Origin of the sequence: Halorubrum xinjiangense, from assembly GCF_900102375.1 — an archaeon.
Taxonomy (GTDB): Archaea; Halobacteriota; Halobacteria; order Halobacteriales; family Haloferacaceae; genus Halorubrum; species Halorubrum xinjiangense.
This window is the reverse complement of the sequence record NZ_FNBO01000015.1, coordinates 36278-51228: the sequence shown is the minus strand read 5'-3', so window position 1 is coordinate 51228 and position 14951 is coordinate 36278. Positions and strand designations below refer to the sequence as shown.

Annotated in this window: 16 protein-coding genes; 7 read left to right on the top strand and 9 right to left on the bottom strand. The window is 69.8% G+C overall.

Annotated elements, in window-relative coordinates:
• Positions 1-49: 49 nt before the first annotated feature.
• The 5 genes from F3H13_RS14315 to F3H13_RS14295 form a co-directional block, all read right to left on the bottom strand.
• Positions 50-472 (bottom strand): hypothetical protein, encoded by a 423-nt coding sequence (locus F3H13_RS14315; RefSeq protein ID WP_149799678.1) that lies wholly within the window; start codon positions 470-472, stop codon positions 50-52.
• A 78-nt stretch (positions 473-550) separates the two neighbouring features.
• Positions 551-2164, bottom strand: a complete 1614-nt coding sequence (locus F3H13_RS14310) for an ammonium transporter (RefSeq protein ID WP_149799693.1) — start codon at positions 2162-2164, stop codon at positions 551-553.
• Positions 2165-2718: 554 nt separating this feature from the next.
• Complete coding sequence (gene radA, locus F3H13_RS14305) at positions 2719-3750, bottom strand: DNA repair and recombination protein RadA (protein ID WP_149799677.1); 1032 nt, start codon at positions 3748-3750, stop codon at positions 2719-2721.
• Between the two features lie 195 nt (positions 3751-3945).
• The gene (locus F3H13_RS14300; protein WP_149799676.1) at positions 3946-4446 is read right to left on the bottom strand and encodes an amino acid-binding protein; all 501 of its coding nucleotides are present in this window, start codon (positions 4444-4446) and stop codon (positions 3946-3948) included.
• A gap of 54 nt (positions 4447-4500) precedes the next feature.
• On the bottom strand, positions 4501-4974 hold the full coding sequence (locus tag F3H13_RS14295) for a DUF6789 family protein (protein WP_149799675.1): 474 nt from the start codon (positions 4972-4974) through the stop codon (positions 4501-4503).
• Positions 4975-5157: 183 nt separating this feature from the next.
• On the opposite strand from F3H13_RS14295, the gene F3H13_RS14290 reads away from it, so the two are divergent.
• Positions 5158-7368 (top strand): ATP-dependent DNA helicase, encoded by a 2211-nt coding sequence (locus tag F3H13_RS14290; RefSeq protein WP_149799674.1) that lies wholly within the window; start codon positions 5158-5160, stop codon positions 7366-7368.
• A gap of 59 nt (positions 7369-7427) precedes the next feature.
• On the opposite strand, the gene F3H13_RS14285 is transcribed toward F3H13_RS14290, so the two are convergent.
• A complete protein-coding gene (locus F3H13_RS14285; RefSeq protein WP_149799673.1) occupies positions 7428-7787 on the bottom strand; it encodes a DUF7473 family protein in 360 nt (119 codons plus the stop codon).
• A gap of 81 nt (positions 7788-7868) precedes the next feature.
• Entirely contained in the window at positions 7869-8429 is a 561-nt protein-coding gene (locus F3H13_RS14280) for a TATA-box-binding protein (protein ID WP_149799672.1), read from the bottom strand.
• A gap of 84 nt (positions 8430-8513) precedes the next feature.
• Here F3H13_RS14280 and F3H13_RS14275 point away from each other — a divergent pair, with 84 nt between their 5' ends.
• From F3H13_RS14275 to rpiA, 3 genes are all read left to right on the top strand, one after another.
• Positions 8514-9641, top strand: coding sequence for a TIGR01177 family methyltransferase (locus F3H13_RS14275; RefSeq protein ID WP_149799671.1), 1128 nt, complete (start codon positions 8514-8516; stop codon positions 9639-9641).
• Positions 9642-9746: 105 nt separating this feature from the next.
• Entirely contained in the window at positions 9747-10871 is a 1125-nt protein-coding gene (locus F3H13_RS14270; protein ID WP_149799670.1) for an ORC1-type DNA replication protein, read from the top strand.
• A gap of 91 nt (positions 10872-10962) precedes the next feature.
• On the top strand, positions 10963-11697 hold the full coding sequence (gene rpiA, locus F3H13_RS14265; protein ID WP_149799669.1) for a ribose-5-phosphate isomerase RpiA: 735 nt from the start codon (positions 10963-10965) through the stop codon (positions 11695-11697).
• A 101-nt stretch (positions 11698-11798) separates the two neighbouring features.
• Here rpiA and F3H13_RS14260 read toward each other — a convergent pair whose 3' ends face one another.
• Positions 11799-11966: a DUF1931 family protein gene (locus F3H13_RS14260; protein WP_004047560.1), complete on the bottom strand. Its 168-nt coding sequence runs from the start codon at positions 11964-11966 to the stop codon at positions 11799-11801.
• A gap of 295 nt (positions 11967-12261) precedes the next feature.
• Between F3H13_RS14260 and larB the strand changes: the two genes are divergently transcribed.
• From larB to F3H13_RS14250, 3 genes are all read left to right on the top strand, one after another.
• A complete protein-coding gene (gene larB, locus F3H13_RS14255; protein WP_149799668.1) occupies positions 12262-13029 on the top strand; it encodes a nickel pincer cofactor biosynthesis protein LarB in 768 nt (255 codons plus the stop codon).
• A 170-nt stretch (positions 13030-13199) separates the two neighbouring features.
• Positions 13200-13352, top strand: coding sequence for a DUF7563 family protein (locus tag F3H13_RS16300; RefSeq protein ID WP_008440770.1), 153 nt, complete (start codon positions 13200-13202; stop codon positions 13350-13352).
• A 106-nt stretch (positions 13353-13458) separates the two neighbouring features.
• On the top strand, positions 13459-13728 hold the full coding sequence (locus F3H13_RS14250) for a GIY-YIG nuclease family protein (protein ID WP_149799667.1): 270 nt from the start codon (positions 13459-13461) through the stop codon (positions 13726-13728).
• A 7-nt stretch (positions 13729-13735) separates the two neighbouring features.
• Here the strand turns inward: F3H13_RS14250 and hisG are convergent, their stop codons facing one another.
• On the bottom strand, positions 13736-14626 hold the full coding sequence (hisG, locus tag F3H13_RS14245) for an ATP phosphoribosyltransferase (RefSeq protein WP_149799666.1): 891 nt from the start codon (positions 14624-14626) through the stop codon (positions 13736-13738).
• Positions 14627-14951 lie beyond the last annotated feature (325 nt).

Below are 14951 nucleotides of genomic sequence, written 5' to 3'. Positions count from 1 at the left end.
ACGCTTCGAACGCCCCGTGGAAAGACCTTGTTGAGTCGGCCGTCGCGGCCTACATCCCGTCGTCTCGCAGCATGATCGCGCCGCTGACGAACATGAGGAGCGCGAGCGTCACCATCCCGAGGTCCCACGACATCCCCGCGGTCATCGCTGCGTCACCGCCCCCCATCCCCGTGCCGTCCGTTCCTGCCATTCCGCCGCCCATCGTGCCGCCGCCCGTCATACCCGTCAGCAGGGCGACTTGGTTGGCAAGCATGACGAGGGCGTACGCGATCATCAGCCCCCCGCTCGCCCGCTCGGAGAGGGAGTCGACCGACGCGAGCAGCGCGCCGCCGTGCGCGACGACGACGACGCCGAGGCCGAGCATGAGCCACGCGCCCGCCGTCATCTGCGTCGCGCCCGCGGCGCTCGCGAGGGAGTAGCCGCCGGAGGCGAACGCGATCGCCGCGCCGTACAGCCGGGTCTCGGAGAGCATGCGTCTCCTCGCGCCGCCGAAAGCAAAAGGGTTCCTCGGACGTGCGGTGCCGCTACGAAGCCGATCTTCGCGCGCCGCTTACACCGCCTCCGGGCCGGTCGTGCCCGTGCGGACCTGAAGCGCGTCCTCGACGGGCAGGATGAACACCTTGCCGTCGCCGGGCTCGCCGGTCTCGGCGGCGTTGGCGATCGCCTCCGCCACCTCGTCCGCCGGGATGTCGGCGACGACGACCTCGACTTTCACCTTCTGGTGGAGGTCGACGGTGAACTCCTCGCCGCGCCACTGGCCCTTCTTGGCGGGCTGGCTGCCGCGGCCGGAGACGTTCGTCACGGTGAGCGAAGGGGCGTTGATCTCCGCGAGCGCCTGCTTGATGGCCCCGAGCTTGTCGGGGCGAACGACCGCGGTGACCATCTTGATCTCCGAGCCCGCCTCCGCGCCGCCGTCGGCGCGGGGGGAGCCATCCGTGGTGTCGACAACGGCGGAGCCGCCGTCCGTGGCGACGTTCGCGCGGCCGAACTCGGGGTACGTCTCGACGCCGTGCTCGCTGACGTCGAGCCCGTCGCGCTCGTGGTCGGGGGTGACGCGGGCCTGCCCGGCGGCCTTGAACGCGCCGAAGACGACGCCGGTCGCGACGATCGTCCACGCGGTGATGACCACGACGCCGATGACCTGCGAGACGAGCAGGTCGACGGAGAACCCGTTGACGCTGACGAACGGCAGCGCGAGGACGCCGATGACGCCCGCGGAGCCGTGGACGGGGAAGACCGCGCACACGTCGTCGATCTTCATCGTGTCCGAGACGAACTCGAACACCAGCGGGAGCTGGAGGCCGCAGACGAGCGCGACCAGAATGGCGCCCCACCAGGTGGCCAGGTCGGCGATCCCGGTGACCGCGACGAGCCCGGCGAGCACGCCGTTCGCGACGTACAGGGTGTCGACCTTCTTGGTGAGGTACATCGACCCGAGCGCGGCGCCGACAGCCCCCGCGCCCATGCCGAGCGTCGTCGTCAGCGCGACGCGGCCGACCACGGCGTAGCCGCCGAGCGCGAGCTCGCCGGACTCGGTGACCGTGAACACGGTCGCGGTCGTGCCGACGTTGAATCCGTACCAACCGAACGCTAGGATGAGGGTGCCGAGCACCGCGAACGTCATCGAGTGTCCGGGGATGACGTTCGACGAACCGTCCTCGGCGTAGCGGTCCATGCGCGGCCCGAGCATGTACGCCGCGGTGAGGCCGGCGATGCCGCCCACGCCGTGGACGATCATCCCGCCCGCGAAGTCGACGAAGCCGACGCCCGCGAGGAAGCCGCCGCCCCACGTGATGCCCGCGACGACCGGGTAGATGACCGCCGAGATGGCGATCGTGTACGCCACGTACGCGCGGAGCTTCGCGCGGCCGGCGACCGCGCCGGAGACAATCGTCGCCGCCGTCATGGCGAAGACGGCACCGAACAGCCAGCTGTTGACCCAGTCGCCGTCCGCGAGCGCGGACGCCGGCGAGAAGCCGCCGCCGCCGGCGACGCCCTCGATACCGAAGCCGACGAGGAAGTAGACGAGGATGCCGATACCCCAGGTGAGCAGGTTCTTGGTGAGCTGGTTCGCGACGTTCTTCGCACGCACCTGCCCCGCTTCGAGCATCGCGAAGCCGGCGTGCATGAAGAAGATCAGGAAACAGACCACCGCGACCCACATCAGGTTCACGCCCTGTGCCAGGACGCTTGGATCGATCGAGGCGAGGACGCCCGTCACGTTTCCGCCACCTCTACTGAACGACTGTTTGATTCACAACGCAGTTCGCTCGTGTTCATGTGTTGAATCACGTTTCCACTTCCGGGAATGGCTATACATAAACGTTTGAGTTGAGTTTCACAAAAAATCTGCTTGATAATACGGCGGGTGTCAGATATAAGGAGATATCTATGGAATATAAGGGCGTTTCCTCGGCGGTTTCGCGGCAATTTTTGCTCTCGAAGCGGACGGTCGTTGTGTAATCTATCTATCCTTTCTGTCGCGATTCCCCGTCAGCGCCCTCGCGAGGGTCGTGCGCGGCCGGTGCTGGCGAGTTTTGCCGGTCCGCAGTCTCGCGATTCGTCGTCGCACGCGCCGTCCTCCGCGAATTCGGCCGGTTGGAGGCCTCTCGATAAAATCTGACGTTCGTCAACCCGATTTCCGATTCGACGGCCAATACGATCGATCGGTCGGGATCGAACGCGATGAACGGGCGATCGGTCCCGTCGAAACCTCGCTTATTCCGGTTTCAGCCCTTCGTTCTGGACGCGCATCACGGCCTCGCCGTCGGCGAGGTTCGGAGCGTCGACGAGCCGGACGATCCGCTTGTCGCCCTTCGACTTGCGGAGGTACATCCGGAACGTGGAGGCGTGCCCGAGGATGTTCCCGCCGATCGCCTGCGTCGGGTCGCCGAAGTAGGAGTCGGGGTTCGACGCGACTTGGTTGGTGACGAGGATGGCGGTGTTGAACAGGTCGCCGAGCCGCATCAGGTCGTGGAGGTGCTTGTTCAGCTTCTGCTGGCGGTCGGCGAGTTCGCCTCGGCCGACGTACTCCGCGCGGAAGTGCGCGGTGAGCGAGTCGACGCAGACGATCCGGATCGGCCACTCCGTCTCCTCGTGTTCGCCGGCCAGCTCCTTCGCCTTCTCGGCGAGCAGGATCTGGTGGTTGGAGTTGAACGCTTTCGCGACGTGGATCTGGTCTAAGAACGCCTCGACGAGCTCCTCAAGCGCCTCCTCGTCGCTCGGGGTGCCCTCGATCTCGCGGCGCTCCATCTCGTCGGCGAGGATCTCGTCGTCGAGCCCCCGGACCATGTCGTCGATCCGCTCCGGGCGGAACGTGTCCTCGGAGTCGACGAAGATACAGCCGCCGTCGAGTCCGCCGTTCTCTGGCTCCAGCTGGACGTTGACCGCCATCTGGTGGGTGACCTGCGACTTCCCGGAGCCGAACTCGCCGTACACCTCCGTGATCGACTGGGTCTCGATGCCGCCGCCGAGCAGGTCGTCCACCTCGTCGATCTGCCAGGAGAGCTTGCCGATCTCCTGGCGGCGTTCGAGGACGGTCGCGCCGGTCTCGAAGCCGCCGACGTCGGCGGCCTCGCGGGCGGCGTTGATAATGTCGCTGGCGGACGACTCGCCGATGTCGGCGGTGTTCGACATCTCGCCGGGGCTCGCGACCGCGATCGACTGGTAGCTCTCGAATCCGTTCTCCACGAGCTTGTCCGCGGTCGCCGGGCCGACGCCGGGGAGGTCCTCGAGTTCGTCTTCAGGCATGTACACGTGGCTTGTTCGCCATCCGGTATAAAGACTGGTTTACACCCTAGTGAAAGTGAAACACGAGCCGCCCCGCAGCTCGGTCGCGGTCCGCTATCGCTCCGAAGGGCTCGCCGGAACGGCCGGACAGACCGCGCGGTGAAACTAATCTGCGGGCCGCCGCCGCGACGAGGACGCGGGCCGGTCGTCGGGGGCTCAGAAGCCGACGCGGCGGACGTACTCGAGGTCGCGGATCTCCACGAGCAGGTCGCCCGACAGGTCGGCATCGGTGATCACGTACAGCTTCGGGTCGTCGGTGAACTCGGGGTCCTCGCTCAACACCTGTCGGATCGAGACGCCGCGGTCGGCCAGTATCTCGGTCACCTCGGCGACGATCCCGGCCTCGTCGGCGGCCGCGACCTCGATGGTGAGCACCGTGAGGTCTAAGACCGGGGCGAGATCCATCAGGCTCGGGATCGACGAGATGTTGGTGAAGATGCGCTTCAGTTCGGGGTCGGCCAAGATGGCGTCCGTCGTCGAGTCCACCACGCGGCGGTCGACGTCGAGCTCGCGCGCGATGCCGGTGTACGGAATCTCGATCCCGCCGGAGACGACCCGCCCCTCCTCGTTGACGGAGAAGCCGCGCTCCAAGAACAGTCGGATGACGGCCTGCTGGCTGGGTGACCCCTCGAACTTCTCGAGGATCTCGTCGAACATTCGTTGCTACGGGTCGACGCCCTGAGGGTAAAAAACGAGGTACTGTCGCGGCGGTCAGTCCGCCGTCGCCGAGTAGACGCCGCCGAGAACCGCCCCGTAGACGACGTGGCCGACGAGGCTCTCGACGCCGACGTTCGGCAACGGCGGCGCGCCCGGGAAGCCGACGGCGCCCAGCCAGATCGGCATCGCGATCGCGGCGAGCGCGACCCACACGATGAGGCCGTAGCCGGCGCCGACGCCGAGACCCGTCCCGGTCGAGCCGCCGATATCGGGCTTCAGGCCCGCGAGCGCCGCGAACCCGAGCCCGATGACCGCGCCGTGGGACATGTGAATCGCCCAGCCGACGGCGCCGGCGGGGCCTTCGATGCCGTACATCGCCGGAATCGCCATCTGCAACACGCCAGGGGTCATCGCCGACATCATCGCGCCGAACGCGACTCCCCCGACCAGTCCGCCGGCCACGCCCGCCCGCCAGTCGCCGGTCTCCGTTGATACTCCTTCCGTCGTGGTCGCCGTTTCGGTTGCCATCTCGCCTCGAAATTCGCACAAGATTAGGTAATATATGCCGGTACTGTGTGGGTGGTGCGCACATACCCCAAAGCTATATAATTTCTAAAACTATCTGGTAACAAAATTCGGCTACGGACGGCGCCGGACCACTTCCGCCCCGCCACCCGACTCCTTTTGCCCGGTGGCGCCGAACTCCATCCCGTGTCAGAGTCGCCGCACCTGCGGTTCTTCCCGTACGAGGAGCCCTACCCGAACCAGCGCGAGGCGATGGACAGGGTCGCCAACGCGTTAGACCGGGGGCAAGACGTGCTGTTCGAGGGCGCGCCCGGCACGGGGAAGACCCTCTCCGCGCTCGTGCCCGCGCTCGAACACGCCCGCGAGCACGACCGGACGGTCGTCATCACGACCAACGTCCACCAGCAGATGCGGCAGTTCGTCGAGGACGCGCGCGCTATCACCCGCGAGGAGCCGATCCGCGCGGTCGTCTTCAAGGGGAAGTCGTCGATGTGCCACATCGACGTCGACTACCAGGAGTGTCAGACCCTCCGGGACACCACGCGCGAGATGGTCGAGACCGAGAGCGAGGTCCGCGAACTGGAGTCGCGCCAGCGCGAGCTGCTGGCCGAGAGCCGCGAGGGGGACGCGGGCGCCGCTGAGGCCCGCGAGGCGGTCATGGAGGAGCTCGACGAGCTGGAGGACGAGATCGACGAGTACGACGCCGCAAACGTCTGCGAGCACTACCGCAACAACCTCACCCGCGACACCGACGAGTTCTTCGGGTGGCTCTTCGAGGACGTCCGGACTCCCGACGACGTGTACGCGTACGCCGACGAGCGCGAGCTGTGCGGCTACGAGCTGTTAAAGGAGGGGATGGAGGGGGTCGACCTCGTCGTCTGTAACTACCACCACCTGCTCGACCCGAACATCCGCGAGCAGTTCTTCCGGTGGATCGACCGCGACCCGAGCGAGATACTCACCGTCTTCGACGAGGCCCACAACATCGAGGACGCCGCCCGCGACCACGCGACCCGGACGCTGACCGAGAACACCCTCGACGCCGCGCTCGACGAGCTGGCCGACAGCGACGACTCCCGCGCCGAACCCGCGGAGAACGTCCTCCGGGCGTTCCGCGACGCCCTCGTCGAGACGTACGAGGACGCGCTCGGATTCGGCGGGGTCGACGAGAGCTGGGAGGACGTCTCGATCGCCAACGACGACCGCCGCGACGACCTCACGCTGGCGTTCCTCCGCAACTACGAGGGCAAGGGGATCGACACGGAGACCGAGCTCGCCGTCCAGCTCGGACAGGCGATAGACGAGGAGTACGAGCGCCGCTATCGCGACGGGGAGTCGACGACCCGGTCGGAGTCGCAGACGCTCGCGGCCGCCCGGTTCGTCGCGACGTGGATGGACGAGGGGGCGGAGTTCGGCCAGTACCCGGTGGTCTCCGTCCGGCGCGACGCGGGTACGGACGAGGTGTACGGGCGCGCGGAGCTGTACACCTGTATTCCGCGGAGCGTCACCAGCGAGCTGTTCGACGAGGTGGCCGCCTCGGTCCTGATGAGCGCGACGCTTCGCCCGTTCGACGTGACTGAGGACGTGCTGGGGTTAGAAGACGTCGCGTCGATGGCCTACGAGATGGGCTACCCCGAGGCGAACCGCCGGACGTTCGCGGCCGACGTGCCCCCGCTCTTCGCCTCCGACCGCAACGACCCGGAGACCCAGGAGGCCGTGTCGTCGCTGCTCCGCGACGCGATCCGGTTTACCCCCGGCAACACGCTCGCCTTCTTCCCCTCGTACGCGGAGGCCGAGCGCTACCACGAGCGGCTCACCGGTGCGGGCGGCGGAAAGGACGCGAGGGACGGGTCCGGAGCCGGAAAAAACGCCGACCTCGGCCCGATCCACCTCGACGGCCCGGGCGTAGACGAGGAGCGGCTCCGCAGCGAGTTCGTCGAGAGCGACGGCGCCGCGCTGTTCACCTCGCTGTGGGGGACGCTCGGCGAGGGGGTGAGCTTCGACGGCGACGACGCCCGCACGGTCGTCGTCGTGGGCGTCCCGTATCCGCACCTCTCGGACCGCACCGAGGCGGTTCAGGACGCCTACGACCGGGCGTTCGCGGACCGCGACCGCGCCCGCGACCCGGGGTGGACGTACGCGGTCGAGATCCCGACGATCCGCAAGACGCGACAGGCGCTCGGCCGGGTGATCCGCGGCCCCGACGACTTCGGCGTCCGGATCCTCGCCGACCGACGCTACACGACCGCCGACATGGGGAAGTACTCCGTCCGCTCCGCGTTCCCGCCGGCGGAGCGCGAGGAGCTGCTCGACGTCGATCCCGAGAAGCTGAAGTTCGCGATGCTGAACTTCTACCAGGACCACGACGCGTACGACGGGCCGCCGCCGTCGCCGTGACGCGGTGATAGTTCGCCTGCGAGGACCGCCTCCGCGGGCCGACGCCCGGTCTCGCGGTCCTATCCCGGCATCGACGCGAGCAGGATAGAGACCACGAGCAGAAGCCCGCTGAGCAGCGTCGTGACCACGGCGTGGATCAGCGTCATCACGACGACGGCCCGCCGGGGCTGCTCGTAGCTCCACCAGAACATCGTCCCGTCGACGAGGAGTGCGGCAAGGAGGATGAGCGCCGCGGGGAGTTCGAACGCGTTCCCGACGACGCTGATGACCGCGGGCAGCGGCCCGACGTAGAGGGCGCGCCGCGGGTCGACGTCGCCGAGGACGTTCCGGGCCGCGACGTGCGCGGTGAGAGAGAGGAACAGCGCCAACAGGACGGTCGTCCCGAGCACGGAGACCGGCGTCACCGTCTGTAAGAGCATGGTTCACCTACGGGGGCGGGGATAAAAGTGGTCGCGGAACGCGGCCGCGTCGAATCGGCGTCTAGTTTCCGGTCCGTGGCGTCAGTCTAGCAGTCCCAGGCCGTTCAGCTCCTCGACTATCACGTCGACGGCCGCCGCGGCGTCCTCGGGGCTCGTGCCGCCGGTGACGACGACCTTGCCGCTCCCGAACAGCAGGGCGACGACCTCCGGCTCGTCGAGCCGGTAGACGAGGCCGGGGAACTGCTCCGGCTCGTACTCGATGTGCTCTAAGCCGAGGCCGATCGCGATCGCGTTCAGGTTCAGGCTCTCGCCGAGGTCGGCCGAGGTGACGATGTTCTGGACCGTGACCTCGGGATCCTCGATCGGAATCTGGAGCGCGCGCAGCTCCTCGAACACGATGTCGAGGCTCTCGTGGACCGCCTCGATCGAGTTCGCGCCGGTACAGACGATCTTCCCCGAGCGGAAGATCAGGGCGGCCGACTTCGGGTCCGTGGTTCGGTAGACGAGTCCGGGGAACTGCTCGGGGTCGTAGTCGGCGCCTTCGAGGTCCATCGCGACGCTCTGGAGATCGAGCTCCTGTCCGATCCCCGTGGAAGCGACGACGTTCTCTACGGTGATCGTCTCCTTCGGGTCGGCCGTCATTAGTTCTATGCTCGCCCGAGCGGCCTAAAAAGGTGGCTGGTCGGAACCGCCACGCTATTGGCGCCGCCGCGCGGAGCGGGCGGCGTGTACTGGCTCGAACTCGCCGGCGAGACCGACGCCTTCGCGGCCCGCGAGGCCGCGACGGCCGCGACCGGCGTCGACCTCCTCGCGCCGGGCGTCGCGCGCACCGGCGGGATCGACCCAGCCCGCGTCCGCCGGCTCGCGTACACGCGCGCCGCCCACGAGGCGGTCGCGCGGACCGACGCCGACGTCGACGCCGCGGCCGCCGCGCTGCGGGCCGCGTCGCTCGACCGCGCCGGGAGCGTCGCGGTCCGCGCCCGCGACGTCCGGGCCACTGCGGGCGTCTCGACGGCGGCGGCCGAGCGCGCGCTCGGGAGCGTCCTCGTCGACCGCGGGTTCGATGTCGACCTCGACGACCCCGACCACGTCCTCCGCGCGCTGTTCGCGGCCGGCCCGCGCGCCGAACACGACGCGGTGGCCGGCGCCGACGGCGGCGACGCGGACCTGTGCGCGCTCGGCTGGGTCACGGCCGAGGCAGCTCGCGACTTCGCGCCGAAGCCCACCAATCGCCCCTTCTTCCAGCCGGGGAGCATGGCGCCGGCGGACGCCCGCGCCTACGCCAACCTCTCGGGCGCGGCTCCTGGGCGGACCCTGCTCGACCCGATGTGCGGCACCGGCGGGCTCCCCCTGGAGGCCGGCCTCGTCGGCGCCGACGCCGTCGCCTGCGACGCGCAGGCGAAGATGGTCCGCGGCGCGCGGGAGAACTTCCGGGAGTACCTGGACGGCGGCGGCACCGACCGCACCGGCGAGGGCGAGGGGGCCGACGAGGCGGACGCGTCCCCGGACTGGCACGTCGCGCGCGGCGACGCGACCGCGCTCCCCTTCCCGGACGACGCCGTCGACGCGGTCGCGTTCGACGCCCCCTACGGCCGGCAGTCGAAGATCGCGCGCCACGAGCTCGCGGACCTCGTCGCGGGCGCGCTCGCCGAGGCGGCTCGGGTCGCGCCGCGCGCGGTGATCGTCGCGGACCGCGACTGGCGGGGCTCCGCCCGCGAGGCCGGCTGGACGGTCGACGCGGCGTTCGAGCGCCGGGTCCACCGGTCGCTGACGCGCCACGTGCTGGTGTTGCGCCGCGGGGACGCGGCGGCGACCGGCGCGGGCGCGGCCGCGGTCACGCCGGACCGAGAGTGAACGAGCGATCGGCGGAATCGCTCCGGTCGGGCGCTCGCGCGACAAGTTTCAGTTTCGCCTCGCCGCCGGGCAACGGTTAAGTGCGCGGCCTCTCGTGGTACTCGCATGACCGGGGACGCCGGGGACATGCTCTCGTGGGACGAGTCCGTGTTCCGCGACGAGTCGGTGTTCGAGATCGACCACGTCCCCGAGACGTTCCGCCACCGCGAGAGCCAGCTGGAGAACCTGAAGTACGCGCTTCGCCCCGCTGTCCGCGGCTCCCGCCCGCTCAACACGATGGTCCGCGGCCCGCCGGGGACCGGGAAGACCACCGCGGTCCAGAAGCTGTTCGGCGAGCTGGGCGCCCGGACCGAGGTGCGGACGGTGCGCGTCAACTGCCAGGTCGACTCGACGCGCTACGCGGTGTTCTCCCGGCTGTTCGAGGGTATCTTCGAGTACGAACCCCCCTCCTCGGGCATCTCCTTCAAGAAGCTGTTCGGCCAGATCACCGACCGGCTCGTCGAGGAGGACGAGGTCCTGGTCGTCGCCTTAGACGACGTGAACTACCTCTTCTACGAGAACGAGGCGTCCGACACGCTGTACTCGCTCCTGCGCGCCCACGAGGCCCACTCCGGCGCGAAGATCGGCGTCATCGTCGTCTCCTCCGATCTCGGCCTCGACGTGATCGACGACCTCGACACTCGGGTCCAGTCCGTCTTCCGCCCCGAGGAGGTGTACTTCCCCGTCTACGACGCGACCGAGATCTACGACATCCTCGCCGAGCGCGCCAAGCGCGGCTTCCACGAGGGCGTCATCGGCGACGCGGAGTTAGAGCGCGTCGCCGACCTCACCGCCGACAGCGGCGACCTCCGGGTCGGGATCGACCTCCTGCGCCGAGCCGGGCTCAACGCCGAGATGCGCGCCTCCAAGACGATATCGGAGGCGGACGTCGAGGACGCCTACGACAAGTCGAAGCACGTCCACCTCTCGCGGTCGCTCCGCGGCCTCTCGGAGTCCGAGCGCGACCTCGTCCGCGTCCTCGCGGAACACGACGGCGAGCGCGCCGGTGCGGTGTACGACGCGTTCAACGACGAGACCGACCTCGGCTACACCCGCTACTCGGAGATCATCAACAAGCTCGACCAGCTCGGCGTGATCGACGCGGAGTACGCCGACGTCGAGGGCCGCGGCCGCTCCCGCGAGCTCTCCCTCGCGTACGACGCCGAGGCGGTGTTAGACCGGCTGGAGTGACGGCGATATCGGCCGCGCCGCACCGTCCCGCTTCGCCGTCCCCGCTCCGAGCCCCGACGCCTTTTCAACGCCGCCGCACGCAGTCGGCTCCATGAAGACGAGCGGCGGGAGCGACGCGATGAAGCGACGCGCCGGCGAGTCGGCGGCCGCGGCGGTAACCGACGGCGACGTGGTCGGCCTGGGGACCGGGTCGACGGCCGCCCACGCGATCCGGCGGCTCGGCGACCGGGTCGACGCCGGCCTCGATATTCGGGGAGTTCCCACCTCCTTCGCGAGTCGCGAACTCGCCGTCGAGGAGGCGATTCCCTGTCTCGACCTCCCCGAGGCGGTCGGCCCGGACGCCCGGGGGATCGACCTCGCCATCGACGGCGCGGATCAGGTGGCGACCGGGAGCGAGGGGGCAGACAACCCCGTCTCCGGCGGCGCGCTCATAAAAGGCGGCGGCGCGGCCCACGCCCGCGAGAAGCTGGTCGACGCCGCGGCGGACCGCTTCCTCGTCGTCGCCGACCCCTCGAAGGAGTCGCCGCGGCTGGACCGGTCGGTCCCGGTCGAGGTGCTGCCCGCGGGGCGGACCGCGGTCGCCGCGGCGATTCGGGAGGCGGACGGTGAGCCGACGCTGCGGCGCGCGGAGCGGAAGGACGGCCCCGTCGTGACCGACAACGGGAACCTCGTCCTCGACTGCGCGTTCGGCGCCATCGACGCGCCGGCCGCGCTGGCGGCGACGCTGTCCGAGATCCCGGGCGTCGTCGAACACGGCCTCTTCGTCGGGCTCGCGGACGAGGTCCACGTCGGGACGGAGTCGGGGGTCCGGATCGACGAGGCCTGAGATCGAGGAGGGCTGAAACCGTCGAAGAGCGCCGGTACGACCGACAGCGCCGCCGCTCGACGGGTAGCGTCCAAATAAAGTGGAACGGAAACGGGTTCGCCTTACAGGTCGCGCGGCTGGACCGTCTTCCGGTCGTTGGCCTCGGCGCGGCGCGCGGCGTCTTCGAGCAGCTCGTCCACTTCGTCGTCCAGCGCGTCGTAGAAGTCCGAAGCGACGTTCTTGTCGTCCAGGGCTTCCTTGACGGCCGCTTTGACAATGAGGTCTGCCATGCGATCGGGCCTACCCGGTGATGGTTAATAAGAGTTCCTGAATTCGCCCGCGAGGGGCGCCGTGAAGCCGGTTCGCGGGGGGCTGCGAACACAATCACTTATAAATCTTGTGAGATTCTCGTCTCCGCGCTGCCCCGACCGCGCTCCGAACTCGTCTCGAACCCGACTCGATCGGGCCGTATCCCCGCCGCGTGACGCCCACGGGCGCGCTCGGGCCGCCCCCCTGCGTCGCGCGCGGCGCGCTCCCGGAGGGCAAACCGACAGCTTCGACCGACTCCGTCGCCGACGATCTGCCATGCGAGAGACGTTAGCGGCGCTCGAAGCGGGCGAGATCGGCGTCGAGGAGGCGGAGTCGCGGCTCGCGGGCTACGCGACCACGGCCGCGGGGCGGTTCGACGCCGCCCGCGAGCGCCGGCGCGGGATCCCGGAGGCGATCCTCGCGGAAGGGAAGACGCCTGCCGAGGTCGCCGCGCTGGCGACGACGGCGCTCGAAACGACGGGGCGGGCCTTGGTGACGCGCGCGGACGAGGCGACGGCGGCGGCGGTCGCGTCGGCGGTCGGCGACGGCGACCCGGACGCGACGGTCGAGCGCGACGACCGCACGGGGACCGTCGTCGCGCACGCCGGCGACTTCGAGCCCCCGTCGCTCGACGCCGCGGTCGCGGTCGTGGCCGCCGGCACCGCAGACGCGCCGGTCGCCGGCGAGGCGGCGGTCGTCGCCCGCGAGATCGGGGCCGCAGTCGACCGGATCGACGACGTGGGCGTCGCCAACCTCGACCGAATCTTAGACCAGGTCAACCGGATCCGCGGGGCCGACGTCGCCGTCGTCGCGGCGGGCCGCGAGGGCGCCCTCCCGACCGTCGTCGCCGGGCTCGTCGACGCGCCCGTGATCGCGCTCCCGGTCTCGACCGGCTACGGCGTCGGCGGCGAGGGGGTCGCGGCGCTTGAGGGCGCGCTTCAGTCGTGTTCCGTGCTCACGACCGTCAACGTCGACGCCGGCTTCGTCGCCGGCGCCCAGGCCGGGCTGATCGCCCGCGCGGTCGACGCGGCGCGCGCCGAGTGAGCGGTCTCGTCGGCCCCGGCCGCCGGCCGCGAGCACCCCCCGTGGACTCCGGCGGATCCCGGCGTGTTCCGGATCGTGTTAAACGGGCGAATACCGGCAGTCGGGGGGACCGAGAAAGGGTATTAGTTCGTCCAGACCGTACGGTAGTTGCCGACGCACGTCGGCATCACATGCCACGCTGTGACCACTGCGGGTCGCACGTCTCGGACCGCTTCGCGCGCGTCTTCGCGGACGAGCGCGGCGACCTGAACGCGTGCCCCAAGTGCTCCGCGAACGCGGGCATCGCAGAGGTGTCCCGCGAGCGGACGCGAACCGGGGACTGACCGGCGAAACGCCGATCGGAGACCGAGCGCACCGAGAGCGGCCGCTCCGTTTTGTCCCCCCAGGCACATCCGCATCCACTTTTACCTCGCGCCCCGACGACCGCCCGTGGCCGACCACCACGTGTACGTGATCGAGTGCGCCGACGGCACCCTCTACACCGGGTACACGACCGACGTCGAGCGCCGCGTCGCCGAACACGACGCCGGGGAGGGCGCGAAGTACACGCGCGGCCGGACCCCCGTCACCCTGCGCCACGTCGAGTCGTTCGACTCGAAGTCGGCGGCGATGTCCAGAGAGTACGCGATAAAGTCGCTGTCGCGCCCGGAGAAGGAGAGCCTGATCGACGGCGGGGACGGCGGTTCCGACGCGGTTTAAGCCCCGCTCACTCCACGAGCCGTTCGATTTCGGTGACGAGGATGCCGGTCGCGCCGACCGAGCGCAGCTCCGAGATGGTCTCGAACACGTCGCGCTCGTCGACGACGGCGTGGACCGCGACCATCCCGTTGCCGTTCTCGTCGGCCTCGACGTCCATCACGGTCGGGCCGCCAAGCCCGGGGATCACGTCTTTCACCGCGTCCAGCCGGTCTTTCGGCGCGTTCATCATCAGGTAGCGCCGGCCGTCCGCCGCGAGGACGGACTCGAAGGCGGTCACCACCTGCTCGACCTTCGCGTCGTCGACGACGTCCGGGCGGGCGAACAGCCGGACCGAGGAGTCGAGCACGTCGTCGAGCACCGCCAGCCGGTTCACCTTCAGCGTCGTCCCCGTTGAGGTGATGTCGACGATGGCGTCGGCCATGTCGACGTGGGGAGTCAGCTCCGTCGCGCCCGTCACGGTGACCACGTCGGCGTCGACGCCCACGCGGTCGAGGTAGTCGCGGGTGACGCTCGGGAACTCTGTGGCGACCGTCTTGCCGACTAGGTCCTCGACGGTCGACACGTCGCCGTCCTCCGGCGCCGCGAGGACGAGCTTACAGGAGCCGTACCCCAGGTCGAGCAGGTCGACGAGGTCGCCCTCGGCGGCCTCGCTCGCGGCGTCGACGACGCCGCCCGACTCGGCCGCTTGGTCGAGGCCGGTAACGCCGAGGTCCGCCGCGCCGTCGCGGACGTACTCGGGGATGTCGGCCGCCCGCGCGAACAGCACCGTCACGTCCTCGTCCACGGTGTCGGCGTACAGCTGGCGGTCGGCGGTCTCCTCGACGTGGAGCCCCGCGCGCTCGAGGAGCGAGAGCGTCGGCTCGTGTAGGCGGCCCTTGTTGGGGACGGCGATGCGCATACGGAACGCGTCGCGGGGACAGGGGGAAACGTTTTCGTCCGGGGAGCGGGGGCGAGCAGCGACGCGAGATCGCTTATAAATAGACGCGGTGGCGCGTGCCTGCGAGCGGCCGCCTCCGGCGGCCGCGAGACAGCACGCGCGAGGGAGTCGGTCGCCGGGAGCGAAGCGACGGGCGACCGACGAGGCTGGGGAGGTGTGAGGCGCGGTCCCGTGAGCGACCGGAGGGAGCGAACGGGAGTACGGAAGTCGCAGCCCGCGCAGCGAACGCAGTGAGCGAGCAGGACCGTCTTCCAGTAGTGCTGTGCGGGGCGGGACTCAAAGGGGC

What these genes read in the sequence shown, in the direction of transcription:
- F3H13_RS14315 (WP_149799678.1), bottom strand. Translation starts at nt 472, where the DNA reads ATGCTCTCCGAGACCCGGCTGTACGGCGCGGCGATCGCGTTCGCCTCC.
- F3H13_RS14310 (WP_149799693.1), bottom strand. Translation starts at nt 2,164, where the DNA reads ATGTGGGTCGCGGTGGTCTGTTTCCTGATCTTCTTCATGCACGCCGGC.
- radA (WP_149799677.1), bottom strand. Translation starts at nt 3,750, where the DNA reads ATGCCTGAAGACGAACTCGAGGACCTCCCCGGCGTCGGCCCGGCGACC.
- F3H13_RS14300 (WP_149799676.1), bottom strand. Translation starts at nt 4,446, where the DNA reads ATGTTCGACGAGATCCTCGAGAAGTTCGAGGGGTCACCCAGCCAGCAG.
- F3H13_RS14295 (WP_149799675.1), bottom strand. Translation starts at nt 4,974, where the DNA reads ATGGCAACCGAAACGGCGACCACGACGGAAGGAGTATCAACGGAGACC.
- F3H13_RS14285 (WP_149799673.1), bottom strand. Translation starts at nt 7,787, where the DNA reads ATGCTCTTACAGACGGTGACGCCGGTCTCCGTGCTCGGGACGACCGTC.
- F3H13_RS14280 (WP_149799672.1), bottom strand. Translation starts at nt 8,429, where the DNA reads ATGACGGCCGACCCGAAGGAGACGATCACCGTAGAGAACGTCGTCGCT.
- F3H13_RS14270 (WP_149799670.1), top strand. Translation starts at nt 9,747, where the DNA reads ATGACCGGGGACGCCGGGGACATGCTCTCGTGGGACGAGTCCGTGTTC.
- rpiA (WP_149799669.1), top strand. Translation starts at nt 10,963, where the DNA reads ATGAAGACGAGCGGCGGGAGCGACGCGATGAAGCGACGCGCCGGCGAG.
- F3H13_RS14260 (WP_004047560.1), bottom strand. Translation starts at nt 11,966, where the DNA reads ATGGCAGACCTCATTGTCAAAGCGGCCGTCAAGGAAGCCCTGGACGAC.
- larB (WP_149799668.1), top strand. Translation starts at nt 12,262, where the DNA reads ATGCGAGAGACGTTAGCGGCGCTCGAAGCGGGCGAGATCGGCGTCGAG.
- F3H13_RS16300 (WP_008440770.1), top strand. Translation starts at nt 13,200, where the DNA reads ATGCCACGCTGTGACCACTGCGGGTCGCACGTCTCGGACCGCTTCGCG.
- hisG (WP_149799666.1), bottom strand. Translation starts at nt 14,626, where the DNA reads ATGCGCATCGCCGTCCCCAACAAGGGCCGCCTACACGAGCCGACGCTC.